12 protein-coding genes are annotated in these 18,280 nt (G+C 71.8%); 7 read left to right on the forward strand and 5 right to left on the reverse strand.

Annotation, left to right across the window (positions count from 1 at the left end; translation table 11 throughout):
- Positions 1-25 precede the first annotated feature (25 nt).
- The 4 genes from AB0D59_RS21205 to AB0D59_RS21220 form a co-directional block, all read right to left on the reverse strand.
- Complete coding sequence (locus tag AB0D59_RS21205; protein ID WP_362567353.1) at positions 26-751, reverse strand: VWA domain-containing protein; 726 nt, start codon at positions 749-751, stop codon at positions 26-28.
- Between the two features lie 182 nt (positions 752-933).
- A complete protein-coding gene (locus AB0D59_RS21210) occupies positions 934-2,394 on the reverse strand; it encodes a glutamate synthase subunit beta (RefSeq protein WP_362567355.1) in 1,461 nt (486 codons plus the stop codon).
- Positions 2,387-6,982: a glutamate synthase large subunit gene (gltB, locus tag AB0D59_RS21215; RefSeq protein ID WP_362567358.1), complete on the reverse strand. Its 4,596-nt coding sequence runs from the start codon at positions 6,980-6,982 to the stop codon at positions 2,387-2,389. The genes AB0D59_RS21210 and gltB overlap by 8 nt, the downstream gene beginning before the upstream one ends.
- A 375-nt stretch (positions 6,983-7,357) precedes the next feature.
- Entirely contained in the window at positions 7,358-8,089 is a 732-nt protein-coding gene (locus tag AB0D59_RS21220) for a VIT1/CCC1 transporter family protein (protein ID WP_362567872.1), read from the reverse strand.
- A 296-nt stretch (positions 8,090-8,385) separates the two neighbouring features.
- Between AB0D59_RS21220 and AB0D59_RS21225 the strand changes: the two genes are divergently transcribed.
- The 7 genes from AB0D59_RS21225 to AB0D59_RS21255 are packed head-to-tail and all read left to right on the forward strand — an operon-like array spanning position 8,386 to position 16,689.
- Positions 8,386-9,906: an ADP-ribosylglycohydrolase family protein gene (locus AB0D59_RS21225; RefSeq protein WP_362567361.1), complete on the forward strand. Its 1,521-nt coding sequence runs from the start codon at positions 8,386-8,388 to the stop codon at positions 9,904-9,906.
- Positions 9,903-11,021, forward strand: coding sequence for an ADP-ribosylglycohydrolase family protein (locus tag AB0D59_RS21230; RefSeq protein WP_362567363.1), 1,119 nt, complete (start codon positions 9,903-9,905; stop codon positions 11,019-11,021). Before AB0D59_RS21225 ends, AB0D59_RS21230 begins: the two co-directional genes overlap by 4 nt.
- An 8-nt stretch (positions 11,022-11,029) precedes the next feature.
- Entirely contained in the window at positions 11,030-12,205 is a 1,176-nt protein-coding gene (locus tag AB0D59_RS21235; protein ID WP_362567366.1) for an ADP-ribosylglycohydrolase family protein, read from the forward strand.
- Positions 12,193-13,764, forward strand: a complete 1,572-nt coding sequence (locus tag AB0D59_RS21240; RefSeq protein WP_362567368.1) for an ADP-ribosylglycohydrolase family protein — start codon at positions 12,193-12,195, stop codon at positions 13,762-13,764. Before AB0D59_RS21235 ends, AB0D59_RS21240 begins: the two co-directional genes overlap by 13 nt.
- Entirely contained in the window at positions 13,761-14,654 is an 894-nt protein-coding gene (gene rbsK / locus AB0D59_RS21245) for a ribokinase (RefSeq protein ID WP_362567371.1), read from the forward strand. The genes AB0D59_RS21240 and rbsK overlap by 4 nt, the downstream gene beginning before the upstream one ends.
- On the forward strand, positions 14,651-15,871 hold the full coding sequence (locus AB0D59_RS21250; RefSeq protein WP_362567373.1) for a CoA transferase: 1,221 nt from the start codon (positions 14,651-14,653) through the stop codon (positions 15,869-15,871). Before rbsK ends, AB0D59_RS21250 begins: the two co-directional genes overlap by 4 nt.
- Positions 15,868-16,689: a CoA ester lyase gene (locus AB0D59_RS21255; protein WP_362567376.1), complete on the forward strand. Its 822-nt coding sequence runs from the start codon at positions 15,868-15,870 to the stop codon at positions 16,687-16,689. Before AB0D59_RS21250 ends, AB0D59_RS21255 begins: the two co-directional genes overlap by 4 nt.
- 525 nt (positions 16,690-17,214) lie before the next feature.
- On the opposite strand, the gene lgt is transcribed toward AB0D59_RS21255, so the two are convergent.
- Complete coding sequence (gene lgt / locus AB0D59_RS21260) at positions 17,215-18,267, reverse strand: prolipoprotein diacylglyceryl transferase (protein WP_362567378.1); 1,053 nt, start codon at positions 18,265-18,267, stop codon at positions 17,215-17,217.
- Positions 18,268-18,280 lie beyond the last annotated feature (13 nt).

The following is an 18,280-nucleotide window of genomic DNA, read 5'->3' on the forward strand; positions in this document are numbered from 1 at the left end:
ACGGTGCGACGTAAAGTCGACCGGCTCAGTCGGCTCGCACGATGCCCGCCGCCCGGGCCGCCGCCAGCCACTGCGGGAACTCCCCGACGAGACGGTCGTACAGCCGGCCGTCCGGCACCTTCATCGGGTCCGAACCGGCGTGGAAGAAGCCCGCGTTGTCCACCGCGCGCTTGCCCGGCACCGCCAGTTCGTCGAGCTTGCGCAGGAAGTCGAACTGTTTGCTGTCCGGGTCGCCGAAGCCGACGAACTGCCAGAACAGCGGCAGCCTGGCCGCCTTGCACAGGTAGCGTTCGGCGGCGAGCTTGTTGATCGGGCCGCCGTCGGTCTGGAAGACGACCAGGGCGGGCACGGTGGCGCCGCTGTCGAGGTAGTGGTCGATGACGGCGTCCATGGCCAGGTGGTAGCTGGTCTTGCCCATGTGCCCGAGCCCGGCCGCGATCTTCTCGATACGGCCCTCGTGCTCGGCGAGTTCGATGTCGGTGACCGCGTCGATGTCGGTGGAGAAGAAGACGACGGGGACCCGGCCGTCGTCGTCCAGGTGCGCGGAGAGGCCCAGCACCCGGTCGGCGAGGGCCTGCACACTTCCGTCGGCGTAGTACGGCTTCATGGAACCGGAGTAGTCGACGACCAGGTAGACGGCGGCCCGGAGTCCGTGGAGTCCGTGCTTGGTGAGGGAGATCCCCGCCGACCGGTACGACCCGACCAACGCGGGCGCGCTCTCCGCCACCTTGCTGAGACTGATCGCGGCCATCCCCACTCCCCCCGGTTCACGGTCAGGAGGCCGAGATTACTTGATCGGGAAAATGCTGCGGCACCTGCCCAGTCGTCCGGTCGGGGACTGGCGGGCAGGCACCGCATGGTGGGGGGTCTGGGGGGTCTCCCCCCCAGATAACCCGCCCGTACGCCTTTGTACGGGACGTTCTTCGGGGTCGGTCAGACCATCAGCGAGCGGTCCGTCGGGCGGATCGGGGCCGGGAGGTCGCTCACGCCCGTGAGGAAGCGGTCGACGCCCTTGGCGGCCGAGCGGCCCTCCGCGATCGCCCAGACGATCAGGGACTGGCCGCGGCCCGCGTCACCGGCGACGAAGACGCCGGGGACGTTGGTCTGGAAGTCGGCGTCGCGGGCGACGTTGCCGCGCTCGTCGAGGTCGAGACCGAACTGCTCGACCAGGCCGTTGACCCGGTCGATGCCGGTGAAGCCCATGGCGAGGGTGACCAGCTGGGCCGGGATCCGGCGCTCGGTGCCCGGCTTCGGGGTCAGCTTGCCGTCGATGAACTCCACCTCGGTGAGGTGCAGCCACTGGACGTTGCCGTCCTCGTCGCCCTCGAAGTGGGTGGTGGAGACGGAGTAGACCCGCTCACCGCCCTCCTCGTGGGCGCTGGTGACCTTGTAGAGCATCGGGAAGGTCGGCCACGGCTGGTGCGGTGCCCGGTCCTCGCCCGGCCTGGGCATGATCTCCAGCTGGGTGACGGAGGCCGCGCCCTGGCGGTGGGCGGTGCCCACGCAGTCGGCGCCGGTGTCGCCGCCGCCGATGACGACGACGTGCTTGCCCTCGGCCGAGATCGGGGAGGTGACGTAGTCGCCCTCCTGGACCTTGTTCGACAGCGGCAGGTACTCCATCGCCTGGTGGACACCCTTGAGCTCGCGGCCGGGAACCGGGAGGTCACGGGCGGTCGTGGCGCCGGCGGCGATGACGACCGCGTCGTACCGCTTCTTCAGGTCGGTCGCCTTGAGGTCGCGGCCGATCTCGATGCCGGTACGGAAGCGGGTGCCCTCCGCGCGCATCTGCTCGATACGGCGGTTGATGTGCCGCTTCTCCATCTTGAACTCGGGGATGCCGTAGCGGAGCAGGCCGCCGACGCGGTCGGCGCGCTCGTAGACGGCGACCGTGTGGCCGGCCCGGGTGAGCTGCTGGGCGGCGGCCAGGCCCGCCGGGCCCGAGCCGATCACGGCGACGGTCTTGCCGGACAGGCGCTCCGGGGCCTGCGGGGCGACGGTGCCCGCGTCCCACGCCTTGTCGATGATCGAGACCTCGACGTTCTTGATGGTGACGGCCGGCTGGTTGATGCCGAGCACGCACGCCGACTCACAGGGAGCCGGGCACAGCCGCCCCGTGAACTCCGGGAAGTTGTTGGTCGCGTGCAGGCGCTCCGAGGCGGCCGTCCAGTCCTCGCGGTAGGCGAAGTCGTTCCACTCGGGGATCAGGTTCCCCAGTGGACAGCCGTTGTGGCAGAACGGGATGCCGCAGTCCATGCACCGGCTGGCCTGCTTGCTGATGATCGGCAGCAGCGAGCCGGGGACGTAGACCTCGTTCCAGTCCCTGACACGGTCGGCGACGGGGCGGGTCTTGGCGACCTCACGGCCGTGGTTCAGGAAGCCCTTCGGGTCAGCCATTGATCGCCGCCTCCATCATCTTCTCGGTGATCTCGGTCTCGGAGAGACCCGCTCGCTCGGCGGCGTCCTTGGCGGCGAGCACTGCCTTGTACGTGCCAGGAATGATCTTGCTGAACCGCTGCACGGCCGCGTCCCAGTCGGCGAGCAGCTTCTCGGCGACCGTGGAGCCGGTCTCCTCGGCGTGGCGGCGCACCACGTCGTGCAGCCACTTCTTGTCCGCGTCGTCCAGGGCCTCGACGGCGTCCACATTGCCGACGTTGACGTTGTCGCGGTTCAGGTCGATGACGTACGCGATGCCGCCGGACATACCGGCCGCGAAGTTACGGCCCGTCTCGCCCAGGACCACCGCATGACCGCCGGTCATGTACTCGCAGCCGTGGTCGCCCACGCCCTCCGAGACCACCAGCGCACCGGAGTTGCGGACACAGAACCGCTCGCCCGTACGACCGCGCAGGAACAGCTCGCCGCCGGTCGCGCCGTACGCGATGGTGTTGCCCGCGATCGTGGAGAACTCGGCGAGGTGGTCGGCGTTCCGGTCGGGGCGCACGATGACCCGGCCGCCGGACAGGCCCTTGCCGACGTAGTCGTTGGCGTCGCCCTCCAGGCGGAGCGTGACACCGCGCGGCAGGAAGGCGCCGAAGGACTGGCCGGCCGAGCCGGTGAAGGTGATGTCGATGGTGTCGTCGGGCAGGCCCGCGCCGCCGAACTTCTTCGTCACTTCGTGGCCGAGCATGGTGCCGACCGTGCGGTTGATGTTGCGCACCTTGATCTGGGCGCGCACCGGCTGGGCGTCGGTGGCGCTGGAGGCGGCCAGGGCGTCCGAGGCGAGCTTGATCAGCTCGTTGTCCAGGGCCTTCTCCAGGCCGTGGTCCTGCGCGATGGTCTGGTGCAGCGCCGCGCCCGCGGGCAGCTCGGGCACGTGGAAGAGCGGGGCCAGGTCCAGGCCCTGTGCCTTCCAGTGGTTCACGGCGCGGGTGACGTCGAGCGTCTCCGCGTGGCCGACGGCCTCCTCGATGGAGCGGAAGCCCAGCTCGGCGAGGATCTCGCGGACCTCCTCGGCGATGAACCGGAAGAAGTTGACGATGTACTCGGCCTTGCCGGAGAAGCGGTCGCGCAGCACCGGGTTCTGGGTGGCGACGCCCACCGGGCAGGTGTCCAGGTGGCAGACGCGCATCATGATGCAGCCGGAGACGACGAGGGGCGCGGTCGCGAAACCGAACTCCTCGGCGCCGAGCAGCGCGGCGATGACCACGTCCCGGCCGGTCTTCAGCTGGCCGTCGGTCTGGACGACGATCCGGTCCCGCAGGCCGTTGAGCAGCAGGGTCTGCTGAGTCTCGGCGAGGCCCAGCTCCCAGGGGCCGCCCGCGTGCTTCAGCGAGGTCAGCGGGGAGGCACCCGTACCGCCGTCGTGGCCGGAGATGAGCACCACGTCCGCGTGTGCCTTCGACACACCGGCCGCGACCGTGCCGACGCCGACCTCCGAGACCAGCTTGACGTGAATCCGCGCCTGCGGGTTCGCGTTCTTGAGGTCGTGGATCAGCTGGGCCAGGTCCTCGATGGAGTAGATGTCGTGGTGCGGCGGCGGGGAGATCAGGCCGACGCCCGGGGTGGAGTGCCGGGTCTTGGCGACCCACGGGTAGACCTTGTGGCCGGGCAGCTGGCCGCCCTCACCGGGCTTGGCGCCCTGGGCCATCTTGATCTGGATGTCGTCGGCGTTGACCAGGTACTCGGAGGTCACGCCGAAGCGGCCGGACGCGACCTGCTTGATGGCGCTGCGCCGCGCCGGGTCGTACAGCCGGTCCGGGTCCTCGCCGCCCTCACCGGTGTTGGACTTGCCGCCGAGCTGGTTCATGGCGATGGCGAGGGTCTCGTGGGCCTCGCGCGAGATGGAGCCGTAGGACATGGCGCCGGTGGAGAAGCGCTTGACGATCTCGGAGACCGGCTCGACCTCGTCGACGGGGATGGCCTCCCGGTCGCTCTTGAAGCCGAAGAGCCCGCGGAGCGTCATGAGCCGCTCGGACTGCTCGTTCACCCGGTCCGTGTACTTCTTGAAGATGTCGTAGCGGTTGGCACGCGTCGAGTGCTGGAGGCGGAAGACCGTCTCCGGGTCGAACAGGTGCGGCTCGCCCTCGCGGCGCCACTGGTACTCGCCCCCTATGTCCAGGGCGCGGTGGGCCGGCGCGATGCCGGAGGCCGGGTACGCCTTGGCGTGGCGGGCGGCGACCTCCTTGGCGATGACGTCGAGGCCGACGCCGCCGATCTTGGTGGCGGTGCCGTTGAAGTACTTCTCGACGAACGCGGTGTCGAGACCGACGGCCTCGAAGACCTGGGCGCCCCGGTAGGAGGCGACCGTGGAGATGCCCATCTTGGACATGACCTTCAGGACGCCCTTGCCGAGGGCGTAGATCAGGTTGCGGATGGCCTGCTCGGACTCCATGCCCGGCAGGAAGGTGCCCGCGCGGGTCAGGTCCTCGACGGACTCCATCGCCAGGTACGGGTTGACGGCGGCGGCGCCGAAGCCGATCAGCAGGGCGACATGGTGGACCTCGCGGACGTCTCCGGCCTCGACCAGCAGGCCCACCTGGGTGCGCTGCTTGGTGCGGATGAGGTGGTGGTGGACGGCAGCGGTGAGCAGCAGCGACGGGATCGGCGCGTGCTCGGCGTCCGAGTGCCGGTCCGACAGGACGATGAGCCGGGCGCCGTTCTCGATGGCCGCGTCGGCCTCGGCGCAGATCTCGTCGATCCGCGCGGCCAGCGAGTCGCCGCCGCCGGAGACCCGGTACAGACCGGACAGGGTCGCGGCCTTGAAGCCGGGCATGTCGCCGTCGGCGTTGATGTGGATGAGCTTGGCCAGCTCGTCGTTGTCGATCACCGGGAAGGGCAGCACGACCGAGCGACAGGAGGCGGCGTTCGGGTCGAGCAGGTTGCCCGCGGGGCCGAGGGACGAGCGCAGGCTCGTCACGAGCTCTTCCCGGATCGCGTCCAGCGGCGGGTTGGTGACCTGCGCGAAGAGCTGGGTGAAGTAGTCGAAGAGCAGCCGCGGGCGCTCGCTCAGCGCCGCGATCGGCGAGTCGGTGCCCATGGAGCCGATCGGCTCGGCTCCGGCCTTGGCCATCGGCGCGATGATGACGCGCAGCTCTTCCTCGGTGTAGCCGAAGGTCTGCTGGCGGCGGGTGACCGAGGCGTGGGTGTGCACGATGTGCTCACGCTCGGGCAGGTCGCTCAGCTCGATCTCCCCGGCCTCCAGCCACTCGGCGTAGGGCTGTGCGGCGGCGAGGCTCGCCTTGATCTCGTCGTCCTCGATGATGCGGTGCTCGACGGTGTCGACGAGGAACATCTTGCCGGGCTGGAGGCGGCCCTTGCGGACGACCTTGGCGGGGTCGATGTCGAGGACGCCGACCTCGGAGCCGAGGACGACCAGACCCTCGTCGGTGACCCAGTAACGACCGGGGCGCAGGCCGTTGCGGTCGAGAACGGCGCCGACCTGGGAGCCGTCGGTGAAGGTGACACAGGCCGGGCCGTCCCAGGGCTCCATCATCGTGGCGTGGAAGCCGTAGAAGGCGCGCCGGGCCGGGTCCATGGAGTCGTGGTTCTCCCATGCCTCCGGGATCATCATCAGCACCGAGTGCGGCAGCGAGCGCCCGCCCAGGTGCAGGAGTTCCAGCACCTCGTCGAAGGACGCCGAGTCGGAGGCGTCGGGGGTGCAGATCGGGAAGACGCGGTCCAGCTTCTCCTGCGGGCCGAACAGGTCGGAGACCAGCTGGGACTCGCGGGCCACCATCCAGTTGCGGTTGCCCTTGACGGTGTTGATCTCACCGTTGTGCGCGACGAACCGGTAGGGGTGCGCGAGCGGCCACGACGGGAAGGTGTTCGTGGAGAACCGGGAGTGCACGAGCGCGATCGCGGACGCGAAGCGGCGGTCGGACAGGTCCGGGAAGAAGGGCTCCAGCTGGCCGGTGGTCAGCATGCCCTTGTAGACGATGGTCCGGGCGGACAGCGAGGGGAAGTAGACGCCCACCTCGCGCTCGGCGCGCTTGCGCAGCACGAACGCCCGACGGTCCAGCGCGATGCCCTCGCTGGCGTGGTCGGTGACGAAGACCTGCCGGAAGACCGGCATGGTGGAGCGGGCGGTGGCGCCGAGCAGTTCCGGGGCGACCGGAACCTCGCGCCAGCCGAGGACGGTGAGGCCCTCCTCGTCGGCGATCGTCTCGATCCGCGAGACGGCGTCCTGGATGCCGTCCTCCGGAAGGAAGGCGATACCGACGGCGTACGAACCGGCCGCCGGCAGTTCGAATCCGGCCACCTCACGGAAGAAGGCGTCGGGCACCTGGGAGAGCAGGCCGGCGCCGTCACCGGAGTCGGGCTCGGAGCCGGTCGCGCCGCGGTGCTCCAGGTTGCGCAGAACCGTGAGCGCCTGCTCGACCAGCGCGTGGCTCGCCTCGCCGGTGAGGGTGGCCACAAAGCCGACGCCACAGGCGTCGTGCTCGTTGCGGGGGTCGTACATACCCTGCGCAGCAGGGCGAGCATCCATGAAAGACCAGTTCAGGCCATTCGTGGAGTGCTGGGACGGCTGGCGCGGCGTACGCATCGGCTCTCCCGTCGTCGTCAGTGGCATATAGCAGGTGCCGAGGGACGACGCTGGCCCTCTGCGTTTTTGTTGCGAAATTTCACGCAGGTTACATGATGGAGCGGTTCTCGGGAACTGGATACACCGTTCCAACATGCGGACGCCGCAGGGGTTTACGGCGCGGTGCCGCTCATGCGGCGAAGGTGGTGGGGGACCGATCCGGACAGATCCGTGTCCATCGGTCCGCGGGGGGCGAGGGTGAGCGTCGTCGTCACCCCACAGGTGCACGTCAGGCGTCCTTGCCTGCGGTGCTTACGGCTCATGCCCAGTGGTTAAGCGTTCGAAACCAGCGGGTAACGGCTACTTATGCGGCCCAACGCATAAGTAGCGGTCGAGCTATCCTACGGCGGTTCCGAACAGGCTGCCCAGGGCGTACGTCACACCGGCCGCGGCGCCACCCAGGGCGAGCTGCCGCAGACCGCTGAACCACCAGGTCCGCGCGGTCACCCTGGCCACCACGGCACCACAGCCGAACAGCCCGACGAGCGCGAGCAGCAGGGCGGGCCAGAGCACGGTGGCGCCGAGCAGAAACGGCAGCACGGGCAGCAGTGCGCCCAGCGCGAACGAGCCGAAGGACGACACGGCGGCGACCAGCGGCGAGGGCAGGTCCCCGGGGTCGATGCCCAGCTCCTCGCGGGCATGTATCTCCAGCGCCTGCTCGGGATCGGCGGACAGCTGCCGGGCGACCTCCCGTGCGAGCGACGCCTCGACCCCTCTCGCCTCGTACAGCGCGGCCAGCTCGGCCTCCTCGTCCTGCGGATGCCTGCGCAGCTCCCCGCGCTCCACGTCCAGCTCGGCCTCGACGAGCTCACGCTGCGAGGCGACGGAGGTGTACTCGCCGGCGGCCATGGAGAAGGCGCCGGCGGCGAGTCCCGCGAGCCCGGTGATGACGATGGTCTGGTGACTGACGGCCCCGCCGGCGACACCGGTGATCAGGGCCAGGTTGGAGACGAGGCCGTCCATGGCACCGAAGACCGCGGGCCGCAGCCACCCGCCGTTCACGTCCCGGTGGGTGTGGTTGTCGCGGTGCGCCTCGTGCAGTGTCGCCTGGGTCTCGATGACGGCCATGCGGATCCCCCAACAGGTCTCGAACATGCCCCAAGTAAGCTGAGGCAAAGCTAATTCTGGACTGATTCCATCTTTCGACAACATCGACACTATGCCCCGGCATTCCTCTCCGCCAGCAAGGAAAGGCTCGGCTAACCTGCAGCTTTACCGTTCTACGCTCACTTGTGCGAGGGAGCGCACACATGTCGACCGGGTGATGTGAAGGCCCTTCAGGCTGCGGTCAACCGCCGTTGGTGGGACACATCCGCAAACGGTTCCGCGCCCCGGCGCGCGACCCCTCCCGGAGAGGCCCGCCCATGTCATCGATCGTCTGCACCCCGTCGGCCCCCGCCCCGGACGAGCGCGCCTCCCCCCTGCACGACCGGGCGCGGGGCGCGCTGCTGGGCCTGGCCGTGGGCGACGCGCTCGGGGCGCCGGCGGAGAACATGAAGCCCTCCGAGATCCGCGCCCGCTGGGGCCGCATCACGGGGTACGTCACCGACACCCCGGCCGGCACGGACGACACCGAGTACGCGATCTTCTCCGGCCTGCTGCTCGCCCGCCATGGCTCGGCTCTCACCCCCGCCCATGTCGAGGCGGCCTGGCACGAGTGGATCGCCGACCGCGCCGAGGGCCCCTTCAAGGGCGCCGGCTTCAGCGAACGCGGCACCCTGGAGAACCTCCGCCGGGGCCTCGCCGCCCCCATCTCCGCCCAGCACCGGCACGCCTGGAGCGACGGGCTGGCCATGCGGGCGGCCCCCTTCGGCGTCTTCGCGGCGGGCCGGCCGGCCGAGGCGGCCCGGCTGGTCGCCATCGACGGTTCGGTGAGCCACGAGGGCGAGGGCATCTACGGCGGCCAGGCGGTGGCCGCAGGCGTGGCGGCGGCGATGGCGGGAGCCCCGCCGACGGCGGTGGTCGCGGCCGCGCTGGCGGTGATCCCGGACGACTCCTGGACGGCCCGCTCGCTGCGCCGAGCCGTGTCGGTGGCCCACCGGGGCGAACGGGCGGTCCGCTCCGCGGTCGTCATCGGCGGCTACCCATGGACCGACCTGGCCCCGGAGGCGGTGGCCCTGGCCTTCGGCGCGTACGCGGCGGCGGACGGCGACTTCCGGGAGGCGGTGCTGACAGCCGTCAACATGGGCCGCGACGCGGACACGACGGCGGCGGTGGCCGGCGCGCTGGCGGGGGCGACACAGGGGGAGACGGCGATCCCGACGGCCTGGGCGACGGCCATCGGCCCGGCCCGCGGCAGCTGCCTCCCTTCGATGGCGGGGCAACATGTACTGGAGGTGGCAGAACTCCTGACGGGCGCGGCACGGCTACACCCCACCGCACCGACACCGACACCGCAGCCAACCGAGCCACGCCCCTCCACGCCGGCCCCTCCGCCCGCCGAGCCGCACCCCTCCACATCAACCTCCCCACCAACCGAGCCACGTCACTCGCCGACAGGCTCCGTACAGACCCAGCCACGCCCCTCGACGACAGGCTCCGCACGGCCCGGACCACGGCCTTCGACGCCGCCCTCCCCGCCGACCGAGCCACGCCCCTCCGCGCCGGCCCATCCGCCCGCCGAGCCGCACCCCTCCACATCGACCTCCCCACCAACCGAGCCACGACCCTCCGCGCCCGTCTCCCTGTCGGCAGAGCCACGACCCTCCACGCCCGCCTCTCTGTCGGCAGAGCCACGACCCTCCACGCCCACCCTTCAATCCGCCGAGCCACGTCTCTCCACGCCCGCCTCTCTGCCAACCGATTCGGGTGGTGGGTGGGCGAGGGATTGGGGAGGCCGGGGACGGAGCCCCCTGGGGGGCCGCTGCAGCGAGGGGCTGCGGTGAACCGGCGTCGTATCGAGGGGCTCCTGCTCGGCCTCGCCGCAGGCGACGCCGCCGGCTGGCCCGCCGCCCGCCACCGCGCAGCCCGCATGCCGGAGTGGACCCGCCGCCTCACCCGCGAACTCGACACCTTCGCCGAGCAGAACGCGACCACCACCCTCCCCGTCCCCATCGCCCTCAACCAGCCCCCCGAGCCCCTCCGCCTCGGCCCCTCCGACGACGCCGAGTGGGCCGCGTTCGCCGCGGAAGCCGTCCTGCGTGCCGGCGACGACACCGCCCTCGCCGACCTCAGCCGTGAGCTGCGTACCCGCGCCGCCATCGACCTCACCTGGACCGCCGTCGCCTCCGAGGTCGCCGCCGCCGCGGAGCGCGCACCCGAGATCGAGTCGGCCGTCCTTCCCCTGCGCGCCCGTATCTCCGTCCGCGCCGGCCTCGGCAACCTCGCCACCGGCCTGCGCCCGCCCGCCACCGGCCACGACAACCCGCACTACTTCGACGACGCCGCCTGCGTCCGCGCCTGCGCACTCGCCGTCGCCCACCCCGGCGACCCCCAACGCGCCGCCGACCTCGCCGAGTTCGACGCCCGCTACACCCAGGACGGCGACGGAGTGCACGGCGCCCGTGCCATGGCGGCGGCCCTCGCGCTCGCCCTCGTCGGCGCCGAGGTGGAGACCTGCGTGGCCGCCGCGCTCGCCGAACTCCCCGAGGCCACCGAGATCGGCCGCAACGCCCGCCACGCCCTGGTCCTCACCGCCACCGCCGACACCGCGTTCGCCCTCGTCCCCCTCCTCGAACACCAAATCGTCGACCACGTCTACAGCTACGGCATCGCCGCCGCCGAAACCGTCCCGGTCGCCCTCGCCCTCGCCACCGCAGCACGCGGCCGGATCGCCGAGGCCGTCCCCGCCGCCGCCTGCCTCTCCCGGGTCGCCGACTCGGCCCCCGCCCTGGCCGGCGCCCTCACCGGCGCCCTCGGCGGCGCCGACTCGATCCCACCGCCCTGGCGGGACGCCTGCCGCACCCTCTCCGGCTGCGCCCTCCCCCGCCTCACCGGCACCGACCTCGTGGAACTCGCCGAACTCCTGGAAGCCACGCAACCGGCCCGTCCAGGTGGATGATTCGGTGCATGACGCCCAAAGGAGAAGAAAGCGCCGGAGCTTCGCTCGACGAGCGGATCACCGGAGCGCTCGTCGGAGCCGCCGTGGGTGACGCGCTCGGCGGCCCGGTCGAGGGCTACTCCCCCGACCAGATCGTCGAGCGCCACGGCGGCCGCGTGCACGGCATCGTCGGCCCCTGGAACGGCGACGCCTGGCGCACCGCCCGCCCCATCGCCCCGTACCACAAGGGCGACGGGCACGTCACCGACGACACCTTGATGACCCATGCGCTGGTACGGGTGTACGACCGCGTCCGCGACCACCTCGACGCGTACGCGATCGCCGACCACCTGGTCCCGGACCTGATGACCAACCCCCGCTGGATCCCGGAGCTGGAGACCGAGACCATCCCCCTGCACCGGGTCTTCCTCGCCGAGAAGTGGCTGGCGACCCGCCTGCACTACGGCCATGTCGACCCCCGCGAGGCCGGCACCGGCAACATCGTCAACTGCGGCGCGGCGATGTACATGGCCCCGGTCGGCCTGGTCAACGCGGCCAACCCGGGCGCCGCGTACGCCGAGGCCCTGGACGTCGCCGGCGCCCACCAGTCGTCGTACGGCAGGGAGGCGGCGGGCGTCTTCGCGGCGGCGGTGGCGGCGGCGGTCGCGCCGGGCGCCGCACCGGACTCGGTCGTCACCGCGTGCCTGTCCCTGGCGAAGGACGGCACGCGCGCGGCGATCGAAGCCGTCTGTGAAGTGGCCGCGCACCACACCGACTTCGAGTCGGCTCTCACCCCTATCCGGGAGGCGATCACCCCCTACGACACGGTCGGCCCCGACTACCGCGCTCCCTCTCTCGGCGCCCGCCGCCCCTCCCGCCTCCACGCGATCGAGGAACTCCCCGTCGCACTCGGCATGTTGCTGGTGGCCGACGGCGACTACCGCCACGCCGTCCTCGGTTCCGTCAACTACGGCCGGGACTGCGACTCGATCGCGACGATGGCGGGCGCGATCGCCGGTGCGATGGGCTCCGCCGTGCCGGAGGAGTGGTCGAAGCAGGTCGCCGAGGCCAGCCGCCTCGACCTCTGGGAGCCGCCCCGCACGCTGGCCGCCGTGACCAGGGAGATCTTCACCCGCGACACGGGCCTCCGGCGTGCCCACGAGGAATCCTTCGCTCGCCTCGGGGGCGCGGGATGCTCCGTCTGACCTGGGTCCAGCCGGAGGATCTGCTGGGCCATGAGATCCGCCAGGCCCGGCAGGACGGCCGGGAGCCCGGCGCCGTCGAGGCGCGCTGGAAGGCGGCGGGGGGCGCGGACGCGCCGGACCGGGCGGGTGCGTCGCCGGACCGGGTGTCCCGCTATCTGCGCCAGCTGGCGGAGGACCTGCTGGACGAACTCGCGGACCTGCCGAGCCGGTTGAACGAGCCGACGGATCTGGCAGCGATCAAGTCGCTGTGTCCGCAGTGGCCGACCGCGCAACGGGGAGGGCGGTGCGGACCGTCGTGCGACTGCGGGTGCGATGCGGCCGCTCGCGCAGTTCCCCGCGCCCCCGACGGGGCGCTGCCCAGCCGTGTCTCCCATCCAGCCGCGGGCAGTCGTGCCGCTGGGGCGATGGGGGTCCCCCCGCTCGAGCGAAGCCGAGAGTGGGCGAGGGAGGGCGCGGGGGGCACCCGGCAAGCGCTGGTGAGCGTCCCCATCCCCCGGCCCCCACACCCCCGCGCCTACCACGCCGCCTGGCTCGGCAGAGCCGTCGGCTGTCTCCTCGGCAAACCCGTCGAGAAACTCCCCCTCCACGCCATCCGCGAACTCGCCCAAGCAGCCGGCAACTGGCCCCTGAACCACTACTTCACCGCCCGCGGCGTCCCCGCCGACCTCCTCGCCACCCACCCCTGGAACCGCCGCTCCGCCGCCACCTCCCTCGTCGAGAACATCGACGGCATGCCCGAGGACGACGACCTCAACTACCCCCTCCTCAACCTCCTCCTGCTCCAACGCCACACCAGAGGCTTCACCACCACCGACGTAGCCGCCCTCTGGCTCGACGAACTCCCCGCCGGCCGTACCTTCACCGCCGAGCGCGTCGCCTACCGCAACCTCCTCACCGGCGTCGAACCCCCTTACACCGCCCGCCACCGCAACCCCTTCCGTGAGTGGATCGGCGCCCTGATCCGCGCCGACGTGCACGGCTGGACCAACCCCGGCGACCCGGCCGCCGCGGCCGAACAGGCCCATCGCGACGCCGCCCTCACCCACACCGCCAACGGCGTCTACGCGGCGATGTTCACGGCGGCCACCATCGCCACCGCCGCCACCGGAACCCACGACGTCCACGCCTGCCTGCGTTCCGGCCGCAGGGTGATCCCGCCCCGCTCCCGCCTGGCACAGGCGATCGACCAGGCGATCCGGCTGGCCGAGACCCACGAGGACTTCGAGACGGTCGTGGCGGAACTCCACCGCACCCACTCCCCCACCCACCACTGGGTGCACGCCATCCCCAACACCGCTCTGATCGCCGCCGCCCTCACCCACGCGGACGGCGACTTCACCGGCTCCGTCTGCCGAGCGGTGAGCGGCGGTTGGGACACCGATTCCAACGGCGCGACGGCCGGCTCCGTCGCCGGGCTGCTCGCCGGCGACCCCGACGCGCTCCCCGACCGCTGGACGACCCCGCTCAAGAACCGACTCGCTACCTCCGTCGCCGGCTTCGACGGCACCGGCTTCGACACCCTCGCCCACCTCACCCGACTGGAGGCGATCCGCCCATGACCCATATCGCCGTACTCGGCAGCACCAACATGGACCTCGTCGCGTACGTCGAGAAGGCCCCGCAGCTCGGCGAGACCGTGACCGGACGGGAGTTCCGTACGATCCCCGGCGGCAAGGGCGCCAACCAGGCGATCGCCGCCGCCCGCGCCGGCGCCACCGTCTCGATGATCGGCGCGGTCGGCCATGACGCCTACGGCACCCGGATGCGGGAGACCCTCGAACACTCCGGCGTGGACACCGACTCGCTGCGCACGATCGAGGGCCCCTCCGGCACCGCGCACATCGTCGTGGACGACGAGGGCGGCAACGCGATCGTCGTGATCCCCGGCGCGAACGGCACCGTCGACCATCTCGCCCCCGGCGACGAGGGTGTCATCGCCTCCGCCGACACCCTCCTGCTCCAGCTGGAGATCCCGCTGCCCGCGGTCGTCGCCGGTGCACAGGCCGCCCGCCGGCACGGCATCCGGACCATCCTCACCCCGTCCCCCACCCGCCCCCTGCCCTCCGAACTCCTCCACAACATCGACCTGTTGGTGCCCAACGAGCGCGAGGCCGCCGTCCTCACCGACCGCGCCGACCCGCGCGACGCGGCGGCCGCCCTGCTCGGCCTGGTGCCGCAGGTCGTGGTCACCCTGGGGGCGGCCGGCTGCCTCTACCTCACCCGTGACGCCGCGCCCCTCGTCATCCCGGCGCCCCGGGTGACCGCCGTCGACTCGACGGGCGCGGGCGACACCTTCGTCGGCGCCCTCGCGGTCGCCCTCGCCGAGGAGAAGCCGATCCGGGAGGCCCTGTCCTGGGCGGCGGCCGCGGCCGCGCTCGCCGTGCAGCGGGAGGGGGCGTCGACGTCCATGCCGTACCGTCCGGAGATCGAGGCCCAGTACACCGCATGAGTACGACGACACAGCCCCAGCCCCAGCCTCAACCCCAGCCCCTCGCCGGACTGCGCGTCCTCGACCTGGCCACCCTCTTCGCCGGCCCTCTCGCCGCCACCCTGCTCGGTGACTTCGGCGCCGAGGTCGTCAAGGTCGAGCACCCCGCCAAGCCCGACCCCTCACGGGGGCACGGCCCGGCCAAGCAGGGCGTCGGCCTGTGGTGGAAGCTGCTCGGCCGCAACAAGCGCACCATCACCCTCGACCTGTCCAAGCCAGGCGGCCGCGCCACGCTGCTCCGGCTCGCCGCCACCGCCGACGTGATCGTGGAGAACTTCCGGCCCGGCACCCTGGAGAAGTGGGACCTCGGCTGGGAGGAACTCTCCGCCGCCAACCCCAGGCTGATCCTGACCCGGGTCACCGCCTTCGGCCAGTTCGGCCCCTACGCCCACCGGCCGGGCTTCGGCACCCTCGCCGAGGCGATGAGCGGCTTCGCGGCGATCACCGGCGAACCGGACGCGCCACCGACGCTGCCGCCGTTCGGGCTCGCCGACTCCATCGCGGCGCTGGCGACCGCGTACGCCGTGATGACCGCCCTCGCCGCCCGGGACCGCACCGGCGAAGGCCAGGTCGTCGACATGGCGATCATCGAGCCGATCCTCACCGTCCTCGGTCCCCAGCCCACCTGGTACGACCAGCTCGACTACGTCCAGGCGCGCACCGGCAACCGCTCCGCCAACAACGCCCCGCGCAACACCTACCGCACGGCGGACGGGACCTGGGTCGCCGTCTCCACCTCGGCCCAGTCGATCGCGGAACGCGTACTACGGCTGGTCGGGCGCCCGGAGCTGATCGACGAGCCCTGGTTCGCGACCGGCGCCGACCGGGCCGCGCACTCCGACGTCCTCGACGCGGCCGTCGGCGACTGGATCGCCACCCGCTCCCGCGCCGAGGTGCTGGCCGAGTTCGAGAAGGCGGAGGCGGCGGTGGCCCCCATCCAGGACGTACGGGACGTGATGGACGACCCGCAGTACCTGGCGCTGGACACGATCACCACCGTCCCCGACCCCGAACTGGGCCCGCTGCGCATGCAGAACGTCCTCTTCCGGCTCTCCTCCACACCCGGCGCGATCCGCTGGACCGGCCGTCCGCACGGCGCCGACACGGACGAGGTCCTCACCGAGCTGGGCCTGACCCCGGCCCAGCTGCTGGCCCTGCGCGAGGAGGGCGCCGTATGACCACCGCCCCCTTCCCGCTGACCTGGCTGTACGTCCCCGGTGACCGGCCGCATGTCGTCGCCAAGGCGCTGGCCTCCGGCGCGGACGTGGTGGTGATCGACCTGGAGGACGCCGTCGCCCCCGACCGCAAGGACTGCGCCCGCGCCGCCACCGCCGACCTCCTGGCCCACCCGCAGCCGGTGCCGGTGCACGTCCGGATCAACAGCCTGGACACCCCCTGGGCCGCGGCGGACCTCCAGGCCCTGCTCGGCCTCCCCGGCCTGGCCGGCCTGCGGCTCCCCAAGGTGACCGGCCCCGACGACATCCACCACATCGCGGCCCGGACCGCCGCCCTCCCCCTCTACGCCCTCCTCGAATCGGCCCTCGGCATCGAGCACGCGTACGCCATCGCCGCCGCCCACCCCGCCCTGCGGGGCATCTCGCTCGGAGAGGCGGACCTACAGGCCGACCTGGGCGTGTACGACGACATCGGCCTCGACTGGTCCCGTTCCCGGATCGTGGTCGCCGCCCGGGCCGCGGGCCTCGCCCCACCGCCCCAGTCGGTCCACCCGGACACCCGCGACCTCAAGGGCCTCGCCGCCTCCTGCGCCCACGGCCGCGCCCTGGGCTTCCTGGGCCGCGCCGCCATCCACCCCCGCCAGCTCCCCATCATCGAACGGGCCTACCTCCCCACCCAGGCCGAACTGGAACAGGCGGAGAAGATCCTCAAGGCGGCCACCACGGAACAGGGCGCCCAGGCCCTCCCGGACGGGAGCTTCATCGACGCGGCGGTGGTGGCAACAGCCCGCAGAACCCTGTCCCTCCTCAACCGCCGCTGACACCAACAGCCCCTCCCCACCGAACCACCCCCGACACCAACACCCCACAGCCCCCTCCCCCACCGAACCGCCCCCGACACCAAACACCCCACAGCCCCCTCCCCCACCGAACCGCCGCTGACACCAACAGCCCGCAGCCCCCTCCCCACCGAACCGCCGCTGATCTCAGTCGGCCCGCAGCCCCCTCCCCCACCGAACCGCCGCTGATCTCAGTCGGCCCGAAGCCCCCTCCCCCACCGACACCAACAGCCCACAGACCCCTCCCCACCGAACCGCCGCTGACATCCCTCGGCTCCCAGTCGCTGATCTCAGTCGGCCCCAACCCCGGTGAGTTTCGTCCGCCGACGATCCGTCCTCCGGCCCTTCGCCGGTGGTTTTCCCCCGCCGGTGAGTTTCTTCCGCCGCAACGGCGAGCACCCCCGCGGCGGTGTCCGGCGGTGCCGGGCTCGCCGGGACCCGTCGGTCCGTACGCGAAGAGGGCGCCCGGTTCCGTCCCGGGCGCCCTCTTCGTCGTATCGCGGCAGGTCAGCTCTTCTTGGTCGCCGACCCGGCCTCGTCCTTGACCTTGGCCTCGTGCTCGGCTTCGACCTCGTCCTTGGCCTCGTGCTCGACTTCGACCTCGTCCTTGGCTTCGGCCTCGTCCTTGGCTTCGGCCTCGTCCTTGGCTTCGGCCTCGTCTTCGGGAGCCTCCGCCTCGGAAGCCTCCTTGGCTTCAGCAGCCTCTACGGCGTCACCCGTACCGTCGGCCTCCCCGTCGGAGACGCCCGGCTCGACCACCGCCTCCCGGCCCGGCCGCTTCTTCGCGGACAGCACGATGTACAGCACCGCGAGCAGGAACACGATCAGCGCGGTCCAGTCGTTGAGCCGAAGGCCGAGAATGTGGTGGGCGTCGTCGACGCGCATGTACTCGATCCAGCCGCGGCCCACGCAGTACGCGGCGACGTACAGCGCGAAGGCCCGCCCGTGTCCCAGCTTGAAGCGGCGGTCGGCCCAGATGACGAGGAAACCGACGCCGATGCACCACAGCGACTCGTAGAGGAAGGTCGGGTGGTAGTAGCCGGGGACCCGGCCGCCCTCGGACGAGGTGATGTGCAGCGCCCACGGCACATGCGTCTCGCGGCCGTACAGCTCCTGGTTGAACCAGTTGCCCCAGCGGCCGATCGCCTGGGCGAAGGCGATGCCGGGGGCGATGGCGTCGGCGTAGGCCGGGAGCGGGATGCCCCGGCGCCGGCAGCCGATCCACGCACCCACCGCGCCGAGCGCGATCGCGCCCCAGATACCGAGGCCGCCCTGCCACACCTTGAACGCGTCGACCCAGTCACGGCCCTCGCTGAAGTACAGCTCGTAGTCCGTGATCACGTGGTACAGACGCCCGCCGACCAGGCCGAACGGCACGGCCCAGACGGCGATGTCGGCCACGGTGCCGGCCCGCCCGCCCCGGGCGATCCAGCGCCTGTTTCCGAGCCAGACGGCTACGAAGACACCGATGATGATGCAGAAGGCGTAGCCACGCAGCGGAATGGGACCGAGGTGGATCACACCGCGCGAAGGGCTGGGAATGTAGGCAAGATATTCCATGGCAGGGTCGACG

Source organism: Streptomyces sp. NPDC048417, assembly GCF_040651615.1.
Classification (GTDB): Bacteria; Actinomycetota; Actinomycetes; order Streptomycetales; family Streptomycetaceae; genus Streptomyces.